This window comes from Holdemanella porci (assembly GCF_009696075.1).
Classification (GTDB): Bacteria; Bacillota_I; Bacilli_A; order Erysipelotrichales; family Erysipelotrichaceae; genus Holdemanella; species Holdemanella porci.
In genome coordinates, this window is record NZ_VUMR01000043.1 from 1 (window position 1) to 17,994 (window position 17,994).

21 protein-coding genes are annotated in these 17,994 nt (G+C 34.3%); 20 read left to right on the forward strand and 1 reads right to left on the reverse strand.

The window, feature by feature from the left end; genetic code table 11:
- Window positions 1-193 precede the first annotated feature (193 nt).
- The 14 genes from FYJ55_RS07750 to FYJ55_RS07815 all read left to right on the forward strand — a co-directional run bounded on the left by FYJ55_RS07750 (window position 194) and on the right by FYJ55_RS07815 (window position 12,521).
- Entirely contained in the window at window positions 194-1,351 is a 1,158-nt protein-coding gene (locus FYJ55_RS07750) for an AI-2E family transporter (protein ID WP_154556347.1), read from the forward strand.
- Between the two features lie 60 nt (window positions 1,352-1,411).
- Window positions 1,412-1,750 (forward strand): ankyrin repeat domain-containing protein, encoded by a 339-nt coding sequence (locus FYJ55_RS07755; RefSeq protein WP_154556348.1) that lies wholly within the window; start codon window positions 1,412-1,414, stop codon window positions 1,748-1,750.
- 14 nt (window positions 1,751-1,764) lie between these two features.
- The gene (locus FYJ55_RS07760; RefSeq protein WP_154556349.1) at window positions 1,765-2,724 is read left to right on the forward strand and encodes a helix-turn-helix transcriptional regulator; all 960 of its coding nucleotides are present in this window, start codon (window positions 1,765-1,767) and stop codon (window positions 2,722-2,724) included.
- A gap of 33 nt (window positions 2,725-2,757) precedes the next feature.
- A complete protein-coding gene (locus FYJ55_RS07765; RefSeq protein ID WP_154556350.1) occupies window positions 2,758-4,227 on the forward strand; it encodes a DUF2779 domain-containing protein in 1,470 nt (489 codons plus the stop codon).
- Window positions 4,220-5,194, forward strand: a complete 975-nt coding sequence (locus tag FYJ55_RS07770) for a zinc dependent phospholipase C family protein (RefSeq protein ID WP_154556351.1) — start codon at window positions 4,220-4,222, stop codon at window positions 5,192-5,194. Before FYJ55_RS07765 ends, FYJ55_RS07770 begins: the two co-directional genes overlap by 8 nt.
- A gap of 251 nt (window positions 5,195-5,445) precedes the next feature.
- Window positions 5,446-6,006 carry an elongation factor P gene (gene efp / locus FYJ55_RS07775; RefSeq protein WP_154556352.1) on the forward strand — a complete coding sequence of 187 codons (561 nt, stop codon included), beginning with the start codon at window positions 5,446-5,448 and terminating at the stop codon, window positions 6,004-6,006.
- Between the two features lie 66 nt (window positions 6,007-6,072).
- Window positions 6,073-6,837, forward strand: coding sequence for a hypothetical protein (locus FYJ55_RS07780; RefSeq protein ID WP_154556353.1), 765 nt, complete (start codon window positions 6,073-6,075; stop codon window positions 6,835-6,837).
- A gap of 11 nt (window positions 6,838-6,848) precedes the next feature.
- On the forward strand, window positions 6,849-7,499 hold the full coding sequence (gene cmk / locus FYJ55_RS07785; protein WP_154556354.1) for a (d)CMP kinase: 651 nt from the start codon (window positions 6,849-6,851) through the stop codon (window positions 7,497-7,499).
- A 20-nt stretch (window positions 7,500-7,519) separates the two neighbouring features.
- Entirely contained in the window at window positions 7,520-8,827 is a 1,308-nt protein-coding gene (der, locus tag FYJ55_RS07790; RefSeq protein WP_154556355.1) for a ribosome biogenesis GTPase Der, read from the forward strand.
- Between the two features lie 13 nt (window positions 8,828-8,840).
- Window positions 8,841-9,836 (forward strand): NAD(P)H-dependent glycerol-3-phosphate dehydrogenase, encoded by a 996-nt coding sequence (locus FYJ55_RS07795; RefSeq protein ID WP_154556356.1) that lies wholly within the window; start codon window positions 8,841-8,843, stop codon window positions 9,834-9,836.
- A 1-nt stretch (window position 9,837) separates the two neighbouring features.
- On the forward strand, window positions 9,838-10,125 hold the full coding sequence (locus FYJ55_RS07800) for an HU family DNA-binding protein (protein ID WP_117924828.1): 288 nt from the start codon (window positions 9,838-9,840) through the stop codon (window positions 10,123-10,125).
- Window positions 10,126-10,163: 38 nt separating this feature from the next.
- The gene (locus tag FYJ55_RS07805) at window positions 10,164-11,534 is read left to right on the forward strand and encodes an LTA synthase family protein (protein ID WP_154556357.1); all 1,371 of its coding nucleotides are present in this window, start codon (window positions 10,164-10,166) and stop codon (window positions 11,532-11,534) included.
- A gap of 161 nt (window positions 11,535-11,695) precedes the next feature.
- The gene (locus tag FYJ55_RS07810) at window positions 11,696-12,124 is read left to right on the forward strand and encodes a hypothetical protein (protein ID WP_154556358.1); all 429 of its coding nucleotides are present in this window, start codon (window positions 11,696-11,698) and stop codon (window positions 12,122-12,124) included.
- A gap of 70 nt (window positions 12,125-12,194) precedes the next feature.
- Window positions 12,195-12,521 (forward strand): YolD-like family protein, encoded by a 327-nt coding sequence (locus FYJ55_RS07815; protein WP_154556359.1) that lies wholly within the window; start codon window positions 12,195-12,197, stop codon window positions 12,519-12,521.
- 8 nt (window positions 12,522-12,529) lie between these two features.
- Here FYJ55_RS07815 and FYJ55_RS07820 read toward each other — a convergent pair whose 3' ends face one another.
- Complete coding sequence (locus FYJ55_RS07820) at window positions 12,530-13,789, reverse strand: Y-family DNA polymerase (RefSeq protein ID WP_154556360.1); 1,260 nt, start codon at window positions 13,787-13,789, stop codon at window positions 12,530-12,532.
- 152 nt (window positions 13,790-13,941) lie between these two features.
- On the opposite strand from FYJ55_RS07820, the gene FYJ55_RS07825 reads away from it, so the two are divergent.
- The 6 genes from FYJ55_RS07825 (at window position 13,942) to FYJ55_RS07855 (ending at window position 17,836) form a co-directional block, all read left to right on the forward strand.
- Window positions 13,942-14,532, forward strand: a complete 591-nt coding sequence (locus tag FYJ55_RS07825) for a helix-turn-helix domain-containing protein (protein ID WP_154556361.1) — start codon at window positions 13,942-13,944, stop codon at window positions 14,530-14,532.
- A gap of 12 nt (window positions 14,533-14,544) precedes the next feature.
- Window positions 14,545-15,120, forward strand: coding sequence for a histidine phosphatase family protein (locus FYJ55_RS07830; RefSeq protein WP_154556362.1), 576 nt, complete (start codon window positions 14,545-14,547; stop codon window positions 15,118-15,120).
- Between the two features lie 385 nt (window positions 15,121-15,505).
- Window positions 15,506-15,832 carry a hypothetical protein gene (locus tag FYJ55_RS07840; protein WP_003865096.1) on the forward strand — a complete coding sequence of 109 codons (327 nt, stop codon included), beginning with the start codon at window positions 15,506-15,508 and terminating at the stop codon, window positions 15,830-15,832.
- 19 nt (window positions 15,833-15,851) lie between these two features.
- A complete protein-coding gene (locus FYJ55_RS07845) occupies window positions 15,852-16,706 on the forward strand; it encodes a KilA-N domain-containing protein (protein WP_154556363.1) in 855 nt (284 codons plus the stop codon).
- 24 nt (window positions 16,707-16,730) lie between these two features.
- Complete coding sequence (locus FYJ55_RS07850) at window positions 16,731-17,273, forward strand: hypothetical protein (protein WP_154556364.1); 543 nt, start codon at window positions 16,731-16,733, stop codon at window positions 17,271-17,273.
- 305 nt (window positions 17,274-17,578) lie between these two features.
- Window positions 17,579-17,836: a hypothetical protein gene (locus FYJ55_RS07855; protein WP_229771135.1), complete on the forward strand. Its 258-nt coding sequence runs from the start codon at window positions 17,579-17,581 to the stop codon at window positions 17,834-17,836.
- Window positions 17,837-17,994: the final 158 nt, after the last annotated feature.

The following is a 17,994-nucleotide window of genomic DNA, read 5'->3' on the forward strand; positions in this document are numbered from 1 at the left end:
AAATATTTTGAAGTTCTTGTCATAAGTGTAGTCTCTCTTTCGTTTACACCTATACAATAAATCTTAAATAGACATCATTAATGTCAGTTATATTAACAAATCACCAATGTATCTGTTAAGCCAAATAAAAAATTTAAAAAAATGATTTTAAATGTAAAAGATAGTATAATAAATTCGATTTGAGGTGGTTTTGATGGACCTACATGAAAAAGAAAAAATGTACCAAAGACTCATTATTTTTACCTTATTAATTGGTATGGTTATCTATTATTTTGAAAAAATCATTGGTTTTTTGGCATGGATTGGGGCAATGTGTTTGCCATTTTTATTTGGTGCAGGGCTTGCCTTTGTGTTTAATATTATATCGAACAATCTCATGTGCTATTTAATTAAATGGTTTGATATAAAAGAAACAAAAATTAAAAGAGTCCTATCCAATATTTTAGCCATCTTCCTTGTGCTTGCCGTATTTGCCGCCTTTGTCGGTATTGTCATACCTAAGATTCTATTTTCGATTCAATTGTTGATGTCAAACTTCCCACAGATGATCTATGAATTCTATATATGGCTTTTAGACATCACAAAACATGTAGATCTAGTGCACAACTTTTTACAACACTTAGATATCAATGCCTTTAGTACATTTGCGATTGATAATGTGAGTAAAAAAATCAGTTCCTGGCTTGTGTCTGGAGGAGCCAATGATATATTTGGATCCATTTTTATGATTTTATCCACGACATTTTCTTGGTTTGCGCAAGCCTTTATCGCAATTGTATTCTCGTTTCTATTGTTGTTTAATAAAAAACAAGTGGTTCGTGAAACAAAATCTTTATTAAAGGCCTATCTTCCAGAAAAGGATTATGAAAAAACACGCCACGTATTAAAGCTGATCATTCGTATTTTTACAAGTTACGTAGGCGGAACTTGTTTGGAATGCTTGATTTTAGGCAGTTTAGTTACTGCAGGATCTTTGATCATGAAGATTCCATATGCATTTTTAATAGGTTTAGTCGTAGGAATTGGAGCTCTTGTGCCAATGTTTGGCGCTTTGGTTGCCGCTCTATTATGTGCTTTCTTTATTGCGATAACATCTCCTGTACAAGGATTTACATTCATTATTATGTTTATTTGTATTCAACAAGTTGAAGGAAACTTTATCTATCCGCAGGTTGTAGGTAAGTCTGTAGGCTTTCCACCTATGTATATCATTGTGGCCATCACCATTGGAGCCAATGTAGCAGGTATTATTGGAATCATCATTTTTATTCCGATTTGTTCGTGCATCTATCAGCTGGTAAGCGAAGATGTGTTAACTAGACTTCAAAGAGTGAAAGAAGTATCTGATTAATTTGACATAAATAATGTCTATATAAGATGTATCCTTTGAGTATAGAAAGAAGGGTACAATATGAACGCAGAACAAAGATTAGCTATGGATTTATTAGATGCTGTATGGAAAGAAGATGTACAAGGAGTTGAAAACTGCCTAGAACTTGGAGCAAGTCCAAGTTGGGTATTTAATGGATATCCTATCTTGATGCATGCCATCAGCATTGGAAATGAAGAAATTGTAAATATTTTAATTGATGCCGGAGCCATTCAGAAACAAGAAGCTTTAGGCTTTGCGCTTGAAAGAGGGATTGGTCAAATGATACGTCCACTTGTATTTCGTGGTATTGTTCCTAAACATTTTGAACCAAAAAAAGGCTTTGGCTACTATCCTCAAAGATTTTGCAGTACGCACTAAAAGGAGATAAACTAATGAATCGAACAAACTTATGCATTCGCATGTTACAACTATTAAAGGCAAGAGGGAAAATGAACACAACACAGCTTGCGACAGAACTTGAAGTCAATCCACGTAACATTCGTGAATTTAAAAAAGAGCTTGTACTAGCTGGATATAATGTAGAAGAAGTAAAGGGTCGTTATGGAGGATACATCTTAAATGATGAATACGATCTTCCTGTCACTATTTTTAGTGATGAACAAAAGGATGCTTTGGTGCAATCCTATAAATTTATGCGTACACAAAAAGACTTTAAACCTCTTCCACTATATTGTGATGCGATGGATAAGATTATTTCGACAAGCAAGATTTCATCCAATGATTCTTTACACTATATGTCCAATTCTATGGAATTAGACGAAAAGATCTCCCACATGATTGATAAGACGCAACAAGCCATGAACCATGGGCTTTGCGTCCTTTTGTCGTACCAGTCTTTACAGGATGAAGCCCCTAAACAATTTGAGGTTGAACCCTATGAAATCATTCACTATCATAAGTCGTATTATTTAATTGGTTTTTCTTTATTAAGAAAAGACTATCGCATGTACCGTTTTAGTTCGCAACGTATGTTTTCATGTGAAATTTCATCGAGACACTTTATTCGGGACAATCATTTTCATTTAAGTAACTACATCGGAGAACATTCTTTGATTCCTTTAGATTTAAAACTTGTGAAAGTGAGAGTTTACCATGAAAATAATGGGCTTCGCTTATTTAAAGAAAAATATTGGGGCAATAAACTACAAGCTATCAATAAACAAGAAGCGTACACAGACTTTGAATTCTATACAGACGACATGTCAAACTTGTATCAGTCCTTGTTTTCTATGAGTGATCAAATGGAGATTTTAAATCCTGAAGATGTAAAAATTGCTTATTTGTCTCGTGTTCAAAAAATATTAAATGCGTATAGGGATGAAAAGAATTAAAAATTGAAGTACAATAGATATGGTGAATTTTTTATGTTACATGTATCAGATTTAATGCGTGAAATGAAATGTGACTGTTTTTGTTGGAACAGCGCCCACAATTCACTTCACCAGGAAAGTTTTTATAAAATGGATTGTCCATTTTCTGATCTATGGAGAAATTATTTAAATGCGAATGAGTGTGGCTTAGGTCATTCCATGGATTCAAACGAACAATCTTTAAAATTATTAGAAGAAAACGAAGTTGTATGTTTTGCACGCTTTGAATATAAGGAGTGTCGTACAAAGATTCCATATCTTAAAAAATTAGAGAATGGATATATGGCCGTGTATCCACATTTGAGTGCGTATCCCAAAGAAAATGAAGCATTGATCATGAAGGTCAATCAAATGATTCTTTCGCATTGTGGCGTTGACATTGTCGAAAATCGCATTGTCTATTTAAATAAAGAATATGTTCGTCAGGATGCGTTGGATCTAAATGAACTCTTTTGTATCAGCGACAAGCTATTCAATAAGCGCAACCACTTGTCGAAAACAATTGCCGAATGTATGGATGAAGTGGATGTGGATTTGGATGGTTGGATTGAAAGAACAAAAGAAATTTTAAATCGACCAAGTGTTACGCCAGTACGCACAAAACAATGTACAGCCTTAAGAAGGTGCAACTACTATTCTGTATGTTTTGATGAATCTAATGAACCAGACGACTCGATTTTATTCTTTACAACCAATCAACATAAGCTGGATGCGTATGATCGTGGTATTCGTCATATTCATGAGTTGCCATTGAATCAAATTGAAGGATTCCGTCTTCAATATGCGCAATATATGGCTAGTAAAACGCAAAAGCCATTTATGGATCGTGCCGCTTTACAGGTATGGATGAAACAAATCAAATATCCAATTTCGTATTTGGATTTTGAATGGGATACCTTTGCGGTACCACCCTATACGAATATGAAGGCTTTTGACGTATTGTGTTTTCAATATAGTCTTCATGTAGAAACTTCGGATGGAAATTTAACCCATTATAACTTCTTTGAATCCAAAGATTGCCGTCGTCATTTTGTTGAACAACTGATCAAAGACCTTCCTAAAACGGGAACGATTCTTGTTTATAATATGGAGGGAGCTGAAAAGCTGAGATTGAAACAATTAGCGAGTCAATTTGAAGAATATAGGGAAGAATTAGAGTCGATTTGTTCAAGAATGGTGGATTTATCAAAACCATTTGAGGCAGGACTCTATTACAATTCAAAAATGCGTGGTCATTATTCATTGAAGAGTATATTGCCTGTATTCTCAAAAGATGTTTCTTATTATGATTTGGATATTCAAAATGGTTTAAATGCTGTGTTTGCGTATCGTACATATGATGAGAAGGACGAAAAAGAGAAAAAAGTAGTAAAAGAAGCCATTTCAACATATTGTCAGATGGATACTTATGCAGAATATGTTGTATATCATGGCTTGATCAAGGAGGTAGAAAAAGATGCCTAATATTATTACTCATACTTTATTTGCACAGGAAATTTTTGATAAGGTGGATGAAAAGACGCATGATTTATTTGAACCAAGACTTCACTTATTGGAAGTTGGTTCAAATGGACCGGACTTTTTATTCTTTCATGGTATGAATCCAAAAGATTTCTTTAAAAAGAGTGATTTACGTGTTTCAGGAAGTATGTTTCATGCGGGTCATGTGAATGAATTTTATCAACAAGCTTTGATTTCCATTCGCAATGAAACAGATGAAGAAATCAAAAAAGATATGGTGACCTATGTTTGTGGACATTTATGTCACTGGGCACTAGATGCGACAAGCCATCCATATGTGTTTTATCGCACGGGAACTTGCAAAGGCAAGAGTGCGTGGTATCATCATCGTTTTGAATCGTTGATGGATGCGATCATGTTGAAGGTGAAAAAAGAATGTACGATTGAAGATTTTAAATTCTATGAAATCAGTGATGCATCTAAAGAAGAAGCTCGTGCCATTGCACGTATCTATGTGCCTGCAATCCGTCAGATTCTAGGTTTTGAAATCAAGCCTCATCAAATCATGGAAAGCTTGAAGGATTGGCACTTTATTGAATCCTTATTCTATGATGCTTCTGGAGATAAGCTAAAGGCACTTCAAGCATTAGAGACTTTCACCAAAGCTTACAATTCATTGTCTGGATATATCGTACCTAATGAGCCAGATGATCCATATGATGTGATGAATTTATTACATACTCGTTGGGTTCATCCAAGTGATGATACGTTGGTTTCAACAGAAAGTTTCTTCGACTTATACGACAAAGCCCAGCTTCTTGCGATGGAGGCAATTCGCTTATTCTTAGCGGCATGTGAGAATCCAGATTTAGATGGTGATTTATTGAATCTAATTCAAGATCGTAACTATAATTTGGGTACAAATGATCACAAGGAAATGATTCATTTTGATTTAATTTACGAAAAGTAATTGAAAGGGTTTACAAGTTTTGCGATTAGGCGTATTATAAGGGTGGTAAGAGAAAGAAAGTATGGCTCACCTTTCGACTCAATATCCATCTTGTGTGTATATATCCTTCCTTAAAACACATAAGAAATTACTTTATCGATCCTTTCGATGAGAAAAAGCACTTCGGTGCTTTTTTTCTTTTTCTTGACAATTTTTTTGCGTGATATAAAATAATTGAGGTTATACATACAATTTAAAAGGAGTTAACAAACATGATTAGTTCAAATGATTTAAAACCAGGTCTTACAATTTTAGTGGATGGCGAAATCTATACGGTTTTAGAAGCATCACAAAATAAAACAGCTCGTAGTGCCATGGTTGTTAAGGCGAAAGTTCGTAATGTTCGTACTGGAAGTAACGTTGAATTGTCTTGGGGTGGTGGTGAAAAGGTTGAACCAGCTCAGATTGAAAAAAGAGAAATGCAGTATTTATATGATACAGATGAATCTATGGTATTTATGGATAATGAAACATATGACCAGGTTGAAATTCCTATGGATCGTTTAAAATGGGAAAGAAACTTTATTGTTCCAAATTCTAACGTAAATATTTCTAGCTATGAAGGTGAAATCTTAGGTATTATTTTACCGGATAAGGCAACATTGAAAGTTGTTGAATGCGAACAGGCGGTAAAGGGAGACACAGCAACAAGTGCTAGTAAAAATGCAGTATTAGAAACTGGATTAGAAGTAAAAGTTCCTTTATTTATCAACCAAGATGAAATGATCGTTGTCAACACAAACGACGGAAAATATTCAGGACGTGCAAAATAGGCAATCGCCTATTTTTCTTTTTTTGCGTGATAGTGTATAATAGTAAGGAATGTTTAGGAGGTACTTATGACTCAACTTTCAAGAAAACAAAAGTATCAAGAACTTAGAGATCGTTTAGATGAAGAAACAACTGCTGCTCAAGCGCAGCCAGTGAAACTACAAAGATTATCGCGTGTAGATAGTGGCTCACATGCCAACAAACCATTGTATCCACATGATACTGTGCGTGTTTCGCCTACTGTAAAAGAAATGCCTACATCTCCAGTGATGGAAGATCTGCTTGGAGAAGTGAAGCAATATAATATTGATAATGGTAACCGTATCACAGATGATACACAGATCAATATTTTAAAACAGTTAGACACAACAAGTAGTGATACAATGAAGAGAAATCAACATGTGATCCCTATGGATACAGATGATGAAGATTTAGGTTCAACAATGAAGATTTCAAAACCAAGACAGACAATCACTCGTCAAGAACCTAAAGAAGAAAAAATCGTTCTTACAAGTCAGGATGTAGAGGATGTTAAAAAGCCAGTGGATGATGAATTGGATTTGATGTATCTTTCTCATGATGATTTTGATAAAACGGAAGAACAGCCTAAAAAGGATAAGAAGAAAAAGTCAAAGCGCAAAAAAGAAAAGCGTGATGAACTTGAGTCTATGCCTAGTGCTAAAATGCGTATGAAAACTTCTGATTTTGAAAAGGCTAGCAGCCATAAAGAAAAGAAGAGTTCAGAAATCGTATTGAATGTCGTTTTAGCTATATTGATCTTAGCTTTGGTTGCGATCATAGGCTATTTAGTATGGACATTTAAAAATATTTAATGAGGATGGACATGAAAAAAATTAATATTGCGATTGATGGCCCTAGTGGGGTTGGTAAAAGTACGATTGCGGATATTGTTGCAGAAAAGTTAAATATGCGCCATTTAGATACGGGTGCTATGTATCGTTGTGTGGCGTATAAAACATTAAAAGACGGAGTCAATATTCAAGATGAAAAGGCAATGTCGGATTTGATGGACACAATTGATATTCATTTTGATGAAGATAACCATGTATATTTAGATGGAGAAGATGTATCTAAAGAAATTCGTATGAATAATGTATCTATGCAGGCTAGTAAAACAAGTCAGCTTGGTATTGTACGTAAAAAATTGGTGAATCTTCAACAAAAAGTATGTACCAATAAAGGTTTTATTGTAGATGGTAGAGACATTTGTTCTGTTGTTTTGCCAGATGCAGAAGTAAAGATCTTTATGAGTGCATCGAGTAAGGCAAGAGCCCAAAGAAGATATGATGAATATATTTCAAAGGGAATCGATGCTGATTATGAAACGATCTATCAGGACATTGTCGCAAGAGACTATCAGGATATGCATCGCGAAATTTCACCTTTAGTAAAGACAGAGGATGCGATTGAAATTGATACTTCCGATTTAACAATTGATGAAGTCGTTTCAAAAGTATTAGATATAGTTGGATAATGTAGAAAGGGGACCACAATATGATTCGAGGTACTGTGGCCATCGTAGGTCGGCCAAACGTCGGAAAATCAACGATATTCAATCGATTGATTGGACAAAGAAAGAGCATTGTAGATGATACACCCGGAGTAACAAGAGATAGAATTTATGGTGAAGTGGAATGGCTGACACAAACTTTTCGCTTGATTGATACGGGTGGTATTCAAATTGAGGACCAGGCATTTGCTCAGGAAATCAATATGCAAGTAGATATTGCGATTGAAGAAGCGGATGTCATTATTTTCTTAACTTCTGCCAAAGAAGGAGTAATGACAGATGATACAATTATCGCAAGAAAGCTGCAAAAGTGTAAAAAACCAGTTATTTTAGCTTGCAACAAAGTGGACAATCCAGAAATGCAGATGAATGTATATGAATTCTATGCGTTAGGTCTAGGAGATCCTATTGCGATTAGTGGAGCACATGGCATTGGACTAGGCGACTTGTTGGATGTCGTGATGAAAAAACTTCCAGAAAAAGATATCGCTCCATATGAAGGAATTACTTCATTCTGTTGTATTGGACGTCCTAATGTTGGAAAATCAAGTTTAGTTAATTCCATCTTAAAAGAAGATCGTGTTATAGTATCCAATGTAGAAGGTACTACGCGTGATGCGATTGATACGCCATTCTTTGTAGATGATAAAGAATATATGATCATTGATACGGCAGGTATTCGTAAAAAAGGTAAAATCTATGAGAATATTGAAAAATATTCGATCTTACGTGCTTTAAATGCAATTGATCGTAGTAATGTCGTGTTATTCTTGATTGATGGTGAAAAGGGTATTCGTGATCAAGATAAGCATGTGGCTGGTCTTGCACATGATGCTGGTAAAGGTGTTATCATTGTCTACAATAAGTGGGATACAGTTGAAAAAGATGAGAAGACCATGTCAAAGATTGAAAAGGAAATTCGTGCTCAATTCTTGTATTTGAATTATGCACCAATTGCGTTTACTTCTGCACTTACAGGAAGTAAAGTGAATCAATTGATTCCTTTGATTGATCAAGTGCATGATGCATGTACATTGCGTATTCCAACCAATGTATTAAATGATGTCATTTTAGATGCACAGATGATGAATCCGGCAAAACCTCACTTGGGAAAACAATTAAAGATTTATTATGCGAGCCAAGTTGCGGTTGAGCCACCGACAATTGTCTTATTTGTCAATGATCCAGAATTATTGCATTTTAGTTATGCTCGTTATATTGAAAATAAATTAAGAGAAGCATTTGGCTTTACGGGAACTCCAATTAAGATTTTGGCTCGTAAACGCTCATAGTAAGGAGTTAAATATGCGTACAGTTGTGATTGGTAGTGGAAGCTGGGGAACAGCTTTAGCTCAAGTATTACAAGATAATCATCAAGAAGTTTTAGTGTATGGTGTTGCAGAAGCTGAAGTTAATGATATTAATGAAAATCATAAAAACTCAAAGTATTTCGAGGATGTTGAATTAAATCCCGAATTAAAGGCAACAACAGATATTCAATGTGTCAAAGGAGCCGATATTGTATTGTTGGCAGTACCAACAATCGCAATTGATCCAATTTGCCACCAAATTAATGATTTATTAGATAAAAAGACAATTATCATCAACGTTTCTAAGGGATTCCACCCAGAAACAAATGAAAGAATGTCTGAAGTTATTCGTCGTTGTATTGATGAAGATAAATTAAGTTCAGTTGTAAGTTTAATTGGTCCGAGTCATGCAGAAGAAGTTGTCATTCGTTTATTAACTACAATTGATGCGATTAGTTTAAATAACGAGGATGCCGTGACCGTTCAAAACTTATTCTCAAATCAATACCTACGTATTTATACAGGAAATGATGAGATTGGTTCTGAACTTGGTGTAGCCATTAAAAACGTTATGGCTATCGCATCCGGTATCTTATCTGGTTTAGGCTATCAAGATAATACGCGCGCAGCCTTGATTACGCGTGGTTTACAGGAAATGATTCGTTATGGTGTTCATTTTGGTGGGCAACAAAAAACGTTCATGGGTCTAACTGGAATTGGAGACTTGATTGTAACTTGTACGAGTGTACATTCTCGTAACTTTGAAGCGGGTTACCAAATTGGAAAAGAGAATTCGGTTGAAAACTTCTTTAAGAACAACACAAAAACAGTAGAAGGTGTTCGTACCGCAAAAATTGTTCATCGTGTTGCGAAAGAAAATGGTATTGATATGCCAATCTGTGAAGAAGTTTACCAAATTTTATTCAATGGAAAACTTCCAAGTGATTGTGCACAAGATTTAATGATTAGAGATTTAAAGAAGGAATTTTAATATGGGAAAGTATGTAAATAAAGAGTCTTTAACACAGGCTTTATCAATCAATTTAAATTTGTCTAAAAAAGACGCAGCATTTGCGGTAGACTTAATTTTTAATGAAATGAGTGATGCTTTGGCAAGTGATGGTCATGTAGATATCACAGCTTTTGGTAAGTTTGAAATTTTTGATCGTAAATCAAGAATGGGAATCAATCCTGTCACAAAAGAAAGAATGATGATTCCGGCTACCAAACTTCCAAAGTTTCGTCCAAGTCAGACTTTAAAGAATAAGTGCAACAAATAGGTCATATGACCTATTTTTGTCTTTAGAAAGGATGGATCATGAGCTTATTTATTGTGACATTAGGCTTAACATTAGCTATTTCAAGTAAGTGGGCCTATTCTTATTTTGGCTTATCGAGTTTTGAACAAATTGTATACCATATTAAAGTTCCTTTGGAAGGTACCAATACGCAATTTATTTTTGGATGGATAAAAAAATGTTTACATCCTGGTTTTATTTTTGGTCTCATTTTTAGTTGGATTCCTATAAATATAGCCAAACTTATTCTTTTACTTTGTTTTATATATGGTCTTTGTCAAATTCATTTCTTTTCATATGTTTTTAACCAATTTAAGAAGACAGATTTCTTTGATAAATACTACGTTGAATCTGAAATTATTTCACCTGAAAAGAAGATGAATTTTATTCATATCTATCTAGAGTCCATGGAAACAACGTACGCCACAAAAGAAGATGGAGGCAATGCGGATGAAAATTTATTGCCTTATCTGACTCAGCTTACAAAAGAGTCCATTTCTTTTTCACAAAATGAGAAAATTGGTGGAGCAAGAGTCTTAACAGGAACGGGTTGGACAACGGGAGGTATTGTTGCGAGTACGTCGGGCCTTCCTTTAATTTTTAGTTTAAAACATAAATTTTGTAAGAACAAAGTTCCATTTATGCCTAATGTAAATACCCTTGGAGATACTCTTGAAAAAGATGGATATAATCGTGTCTTTATGATTGGTTCGGATGCGACATTTGGTGGAAGAAGAAGCTATTTTGATCAACATGGTCATTATGATATTCAAGATACTGTTTCTTTAAAGGAAGAAGGGGTTCTAGATAAGGATTATCATGAATTCTGGGGATTTGAGGATGATAAATTATTTGAATTTGCGAAAGAGAAAATCTTAAGTTTATCCAAATCATCCAAACCATTCGACTTTGAAATGTTGACAGTCGATACGCACCATCCTTATGGGTATCAATCAAAAAATTGTAAGAATGTATTCAAAGAATCCTTATCGAATTCGATTTATCATACAGATGAAAATCTAAAAGATTTTATGGAATGGCTAAAGAAGCAAGATTTCTACAAAGATACTGTTATAGTCATTCAGGGTGATCATACAAGTATGGCGGCCGAATATATTCATGATACATATTCTTCAAATTATGATCGTCGAGTGTGGAATGCGTTTATTCATTCTAGAGTGAAACCTAAAAAAGAAAAGAATCGTGACTTTACGACCATGGATTTTTATCCTACAATATTAACAGCTTTAGGATACAAGATTAAAGGCGATAAGCTTGGTTTAGGTACCAATCTATTTGGTGACAAACCAACACTTACAGAAGAGATCGATGCAAATCGAGTTGATAAAGAGATAAAAAGAAATTCAACTTTCTATAGGAGGCTCATGTGAAAAAAAGATTACGCAGTTTCATTATTATATTAGTTGTGGCGTTCATCGTTTTTTCGATGATGATCACGACCTTCATGCAGATGCTTCGATTCTAACATTCCTTAGTGGAATGTTTTTTCATTTTAAAGTAAAATGTAAATAGATGAATCGAGGTTTAAATTATGACAAAAAAACAAAAAATCAAATTTATAGCGTTATTAACGACAACGGCTTCTTTAGCTGTTGGATCTTACTTCTTTAAGAAGAAAGTAGAGAAGATGAAAGAGGATGGTACATTTAATACAATGGTCTTTAAAAAGCGTTTAAACCAATATTTAAAGGCAGCTAAAAAAGATGAATTAACTTTAGAAATCATTGATGGCTTACTAGCTGAATTGGATAAGATGAATGATTTCAAGGCGACACACGAAGGCTTTGAATTGAATCTAGATACAGATAAGTATATGGAACTACAAGATTATCTTGATGCTTACTATTCTCGATTGGCAAGTTCAAATCATTTTAAACAAGCGGATGCCAATGAAGATAATACGCAAGTACGTTTAAGAAAGTGTTTGAATACACAAAAATACATTTTAGAAAATTTCTAAAGAAAGTCTCAAATCTATCTTGAATTTATATAATAAATACGTATGATATCCTTATAAGGATGTGATACACATGGATTTAATACACAAGAAAAAAGAAAATCGGGCTCAGATCTTTCAGAGTTTTGATTCTTTAAAAGGCTTCAAAGAAATGATTCAAGAATGTGAAGTAGAAATTGTCAGCCCAAGAATTTTATCGCAGGATGATTATGAAATCTTAGACGAAAGAGTCCACCAGATTCAAAAAGGTATGATGGTTACGATTGAGTATTATGATCGTATCAATTATAAAAGAATCACAGGCGTAGTTTCTAAAATCAATCTGGATACGCAAATACTTCAAATCGTAAAGACAAAGATCAACCTGAAACAAATTAGTTATATACAATTAGAGGAGTGAAAACTCCTCTAATATGCGTTGTGGCCACCAATCAATGTATTTCGTTTTTTAGCGGTCGCAAAGTCTAAGGCATTCATCCCTTTTAAGATGGCATTCTTGCCATAGCGTTGCTTGATTTGAACTAAGGTTTCTTGTAGCTTTTTTTCTCGTTCTACTTTTTCTACGTCTGTAAATAAATCATAATTCTCATAATAATATTCGTCTTTTACATCTTGAAAACTAATCGCAATCTGTCGAATGGGATAGTTTGGATTCACAATGCGAATATAGAGTTGTTTGAATTCTTCTAATAAGATGGAATAGGAGTTTGTACAGTTGGTAATCTTGCATGAGCCACAGCTTGGTTTGATACAATCTTTGGAGTAGCCAATCATAAGAGAAATTTGTTGAGTCACTAAATGTTTCTCGGTTAATGTCAATACATTTTGATCCACCATTTCTTTCATAACTACAAAGGCATTTTGGTAGGAATAATCCTCAAAAAGAATTTGGGAATTAGATATAGAATGTTGTTTCGATTTATAATTTTTAATGTCTTGAATGGTCGTAGGCTCTTTGCCCCAAGCATGGTCAATGATATATTCAGCATTCACACCAAATTCTTTATATAATATTTCAATAGGAAATTGACACAAGTCGTACATGTCATAGATACCTAATTTGTGTAATCTTCTTTCCGTTCCATTTCCAAGCATCCAAAAATCTGTTAACGGAACATGATGCCATAATGTTTGGCGATATAAGTCTTCATTTAAATAGGCCATGCGATCAGCATTGTGTTTGGCGGATATATCCATCGCAATCTTAGCTAGATACAAATTGGTTCCAATTCCTACAGTAGCTGTAAGACCTGTTTTTTCATAGATTCGGTCTAATATTTTTTTTGCCAATTCTTTGGCATTGACTTGATAGAGCTTTAAATAGCTTGTGATATCTAAAAAGGATTCATCAATGGAATAAACATGAATATCTTCTTTGGCAATAAATTCCAAGAAGACTTTATAAACTTTGCAGCTATATTCCATATACAAGTGCATTCTAGGTGGAGTAATCATATATTCAATTTTTGGATCAATTTCAAAAATACGACCACGACTAGGAACGCCTAATTTCTTAATGGCTGGTGTTGCAGCTAGAGTAATGGCACCACCACCTCGTGTAGGATCGGCCACCACAAGATTGACTTTGAATGGATCAAGGCCTTGTTCTACACATTCTACGGATGCATAAAAGGATTTTAAATCAATACATAAATATGTTTTTTGCATAAATACCTCCACACCCCATATCGTTCGTATAAAATCATAGTTAAAAATAAATAAAAATTCAAGATAGATTTGAGACTTTCTTAAAAAGTTAATAAATTTTCACTGGTATTTTATTTATTTTTTGATACTATATAGATAAAGGTGGTGTAACTATGCAGTTAAGACAATTATTACTACAATATGAGATTGAAAATAACATTAAACATGATGAGGCGGCTAAAAGAATAGGAATTGGTCGTGCTACATATTTTCGTTGGTTAAAGGGTGAAAGCACACATTTAAAGGCCAATACATTAAAGAAACTATCCGATATGCTGGATTGTGATGTCAAAAGTATTTTGGATGAGGAAGAAAGAATCAAACCAATCATTGGTAGTGTAAAAGCAGGATATGATGGTTTTCCAATGGAAGATATTGAGGGATATATTGAATTAAATCGTCATGATGGTAAAAAGGGCGATTACTTTTTACGTGTACGTGGAGATTCTATGATCAACGCTCATATCTATGAGGGGGATCTTGTCTTTGTAAAACAGACAAATGAAGTGGAATCTGGAAGTATTGCGATTGTACTTGTGGGTGAGGAAGCAACATTAAAGCGTGTTTTATATAAAAAGGGTTTAATGATTTTAGAAGCCGCAAATCCTAAGATTGACACAAAAGTTTTTACGCCCGAAGAAGTGGAAGAACTTCCGGTAAAGGTTATTGGAAAAGTCTTATATGCTCGTAGAGACTTTGATTGAGGGAATGATTGAATGAAGATTTGGATTACTAGACATGGCCAAACAGCTTTAAATAAACAAAAATTAATGCAGGGACTTACAGATGAGCCTTTAAATGAGACAGGAATTCAACAAGCGAAAGAGGCCAGAAAAAAGATTGGAGATATTCATTTTGATGCGGTATATGCAAGTCCTTTACAAAGAGCGATTCAGACAGCGTCGATTATTGGCAATGTAGATCAAAAGGATGTAAAGATTGATTCTCGTATTATTGAAGTGGATTTTGGGGATTACGAGCTTCGTAACTACTTTAAATTAGGATTAAAAATGACTTCCTATTGGACCTTTCCTGAACTATTGCCAAATCCTAATTCGGTTGAATCTGTCAAAAGTATGGTCAAACGAAGTCAATCCTTTTTAAAGGAACTTGAAAAGAAGAATTATGAGAATGTATTGATTGTATGTCATGGTGGTATCATTCGTTCTTTATGTGGCTATCTAGAAGATCGTAAAAATGGTATTAAGTGGAGACCAAAGCCAAACAATTGTGAGATTCGTGTTTATGAATCGAATCATGGTAAGCATACATTCATTGAAACATTCAAGTAGGAGATGTATATATAGAAACATTTCCTGTTACTAGCCACGTGGAAACCATTGTACTTTTGTCCCACAAATCACCAGATAGTGTTATTAATGTAAAAGTGGAATTTGGAAAAGGTAAGGAGAAAGTGCCGTTGGATGCGATTGCAGAGCGGGCAAAGAAATACCAGCCGAAACCGAAAATTACATATAAAATGATATAGGAATATGTTGAAAAGAAATATGGATTTAAAGTACATACTGCGTATATTGCAGAGGTGAAAAGGTCTTTGGGATTAACAATGTATGATGCTCCTAATGCGGTAGAGGAACTGAAAAAGCCGAGGAAGTGTCCACCGAAAGAGAAAGTAGAAGCGATAGCGGATGCACTTAAATATTTTGAGGTAATTTAATGGATGAAAGGATTTATCAGATTGTAGAGCAGATAGTTGAAATACATCAAAAAGCCTATGAGTTTTATTTGCCGTTGGTTGAAGATGTGTGTAGTAGAACTGTGTCAGAGGCTGAATTATCGCATTTGCTTGATTATCTACTGGACCTTGCGTGTGATGAAAAAATATTGGAGTTGTATAAAAGGGTGTGTAGAAGTATTTGTATATATATCCCGGTTGTATTAAGAGTTATATTGACGCATATTGGAAAATGTGGGAAGAGGAAGATAGTTATTCAGCAGATTTTTCTTAAAAGGAAAGAAAATAAGGTATTTCAAATATTATGATGTGATTACAGGAGGCACAATGGGGAAAATAATTAAAGATACAATTCATGCAAATGGGATAGATATTGGAATTTATACGCAGGATTTTGAGAATGAATTTATTTCATTAACGGATATTGCCCGGTATAAGAGCGATGACCCGACGGCGGTTATTCAAAACTGGATGAGAAATCGGGATGTTATAGAATTTCTAGGATTATGGGAAAGGTTACATAATCCAGACTTTAAACCCCTCGAATTCGAGGGGTTTAAAAAGCAGGCTGGAGCCAATGCGTTTACAATGTCACCCAAGAAATGGATAGAAGCGACAGATGCTATTGGCATCGTTTCAAAAGCAGGACGTTATGGGGGAACATATGCTCATAGCGATATCGCTATGTCTTTCGCAACTTGGATTTCTCCTGAGTTTCAGTTATATATTATGAAAGACTATAGGCGTTTAAAGACAGATGAGAACAGTCGGTTGTCTTTGAATTGGAACTTAAATAGAGAGATTTCTAAGTTGAATTACAGGATACATACAGATGCAATTAAAGAAAATTTGATTCCGCCAGAATTAACGCCTGCACAGGTGGCTTATACTTATGCTAATGAAGCAGATATGTTGAATGTTGTTTTATTTGGAAAAACCGCAAAACAGTGGAAAGATGAAAATCCAACTGCGAAAGGAAATATGAGGGATGCGGCAACGCTAAACCAATTATTGGTACTAGCAAATTTGGAAAGCTATAATGCTGTTTTAATTAATCAGGATAAGAATCAGAAAGAGCGGATGGAATTGCTTCGGATGTTAACGGTACAGCAATTGCAGACGTTGGAAACAGTAAGCTTGAATAATTTCCCGAAATTAGAAGTGGAATCTAATAAGAAGTAGGTAAAAAGTGATGGGTGAATGGGTATGAAATATGAACTTTTCTTTTTGAATAATATACATGATTCTATGGAAATGGTAAATGTAGAGTTAGATTCATTTTTGGATTTATCTAGTCAGGGTTATTTTGATGAATTAACCATGAAACATATTATATTGAATTTGGCAAATTGTTTGGAATTACTTGTTAAATATAGGTTAGAGCAAGAACATTGGACGCTCATTTTTTCTGATTTGAATAAGGCTAAATATTCAGATTATTTGGCAGGAGATTTTGTAAGTGTTGATGTTAAATCGGGAATTTTGAGGTTAAAGAATGTATGTGAAATGGAATATACATTCGTTGCCAGTATGCATATTTATCAATATAGAAATCGATTGATGCATTATACCTTAAATAGTACATTTGAACAGATAATAAAAGACATATCCGATGCTATGAAAGAAATAGCAGAGTTTGTTGAGAAAGAGATTATTAAAGATTTACCTCAAGAAGCTCAAAAAGATTTTCAAGATACAACAGTTGGTTATAGAAAATACGCAGAAACATTAAAAAAGTTGAAACTATAAGCTTTGTGGGAATCTGGTAATACCGTTGAGACGGTCTGTTTGATGTCTAGGAAAGAGAAATAAATAGCAAAAAGTAGCGTATTTACGGGATTTTTTGAGATTAGTAGGTAGCTCATGTAATTCCGTATTTCTTATATTGAAACATATCTACTGTAAAAACGATCAGAGGGTTTAGGCTGTGGATTAGATGTCGTAGGTTGTGGCACTAGGATAGACGTTATCTAGGGTGCAAACTCAATTTGAGTGAGTGATTTAGATGTTGTTTAATCCAGAAACTCGACTATCGGTAATATAGCAGGCAGTGGATGGAGGGTTCTGGATTAAGCTATATCATGAAGAGAGCTATCGAATATCATAAAAACTATCCTGATAATTTTAGAGTGTCGGCATATCAACCACCTACAACTTATAACGATAGAACGAAGGAACACAGAAATGTGGTGTTTGCCGATACATTAGAAGTGATTGAAAATGTTATCCTATTTGGCATTTCGAACTACTTCTTGAGATTTTCAAACGAATATAAAAAAGTTCACGATGTTACCGAATTTGATAATGACTGATATGAGTATGTTGAATTTGGAACAATAAATCCTGATGCTAGTATATTTATAGGACAGGTAAAACATCTCGAATTTGATTTGATAAGGAACCAATCACATTAAAAATAGAATGAGATATTGAACATGACTGTCCTGGATATTGTAGATTCTTGTGCATA

What these genes read in the sequence shown, in the direction of transcription:
- FYJ55_RS07800 (WP_117924828.1), top strand. Translation starts at nt 9,838, where the DNA reads ATGGGAAAGTATGTAAATAAAGAGTCTTTAACACAGGCTTTATCAATC.
- FYJ55_RS07825 (WP_154556361.1), top strand. Translation starts at nt 13,942, where the DNA reads ATGCAGTTAAGACAATTATTACTACAATATGAGATTGAAAATAACATT.
- FYJ55_RS07780 (WP_154556353.1), top strand. Translation starts at nt 6,073, where the DNA reads ATGACTCAACTTTCAAGAAAACAAAAGTATCAAGAACTTAGAGATCGT.
- FYJ55_RS07855 (WP_229771135.1), top strand. Translation starts at nt 17,579, where the DNA reads ATGGAGGGTTCTGGATTAAGCTATATCATGAAGAGAGCTATCGAATAT.
- efp (WP_154556352.1), top strand. Translation starts at nt 5,446, where the DNA reads ATGATTAGTTCAAATGATTTAAAACCAGGTCTTACAATTTTAGTGGAT.
- der (WP_154556355.1), top strand. Translation starts at nt 7,520, where the DNA reads ATGATTCGAGGTACTGTGGCCATCGTAGGTCGGCCAAACGTCGGAAAA.
- FYJ55_RS07805 (WP_154556357.1), top strand. Translation starts at nt 10,164, where the DNA reads ATGAGCTTATTTATTGTGACATTAGGCTTAACATTAGCTATTTCAAGT.
- FYJ55_RS07850 (WP_154556364.1), top strand. Translation starts at nt 16,731, where the DNA reads ATGAAATATGAACTTTTCTTTTTGAATAATATACATGATTCTATGGAA.
- FYJ55_RS07845 (WP_154556363.1), top strand. Translation starts at nt 15,852, where the DNA reads ATGGGGAAAATAATTAAAGATACAATTCATGCAAATGGGATAGATATT.
- FYJ55_RS07770 (WP_154556351.1), top strand. Translation starts at nt 4,220, where the DNA reads ATGCCTAATATTATTACTCATACTTTATTTGCACAGGAAATTTTTGAT.
- FYJ55_RS07810 (WP_154556358.1), top strand. Translation starts at nt 11,696, where the DNA reads ATGACAAAAAAACAAAAAATCAAATTTATAGCGTTATTAACGACAACG.
- FYJ55_RS07765 (WP_154556350.1), top strand. Translation starts at nt 2,758, where the DNA reads ATGTTACATGTATCAGATTTAATGCGTGAAATGAAATGTGACTGTTTT.
- FYJ55_RS07795 (WP_154556356.1), top strand. Translation starts at nt 8,841, where the DNA reads ATGCGTACAGTTGTGATTGGTAGTGGAAGCTGGGGAACAGCTTTAGCT.
- FYJ55_RS07760 (WP_154556349.1), top strand. Translation starts at nt 1,765, where the DNA reads ATGAATCGAACAAACTTATGCATTCGCATGTTACAACTATTAAAGGCA.
- FYJ55_RS07815 (WP_154556359.1), top strand. Translation starts at nt 12,195, where the DNA reads ATGGATTTAATACACAAGAAAAAAGAAAATCGGGCTCAGATCTTTCAG.
- FYJ55_RS07830 (WP_154556362.1), top strand. Translation starts at nt 14,545, where the DNA reads ATGAAGATTTGGATTACTAGACATGGCCAAACAGCTTTAAATAAACAA.
- FYJ55_RS07755 (WP_154556348.1), top strand. Translation starts at nt 1,412, where the DNA reads ATGAACGCAGAACAAAGATTAGCTATGGATTTATTAGATGCTGTATGG.
- cmk (WP_154556354.1), top strand. Translation starts at nt 6,849, where the DNA reads ATGAAAAAAATTAATATTGCGATTGATGGCCCTAGTGGGGTTGGTAAA.
- FYJ55_RS07820 (WP_154556360.1), bottom strand. Translation starts at nt 13,789, where the DNA reads ATGCAAAAAACATATTTATGTATTGATTTAAAATCCTTTTATGCATCC.
- FYJ55_RS07840 (WP_003865096.1), top strand. Translation starts at nt 15,506, where the DNA reads ATGGATGAAAGGATTTATCAGATTGTAGAGCAGATAGTTGAAATACAT.
- FYJ55_RS07750 (WP_154556347.1), top strand. Translation starts at nt 194, where the DNA reads ATGGACCTACATGAAAAAGAAAAAATGTACCAAAGACTCATTATTTTT.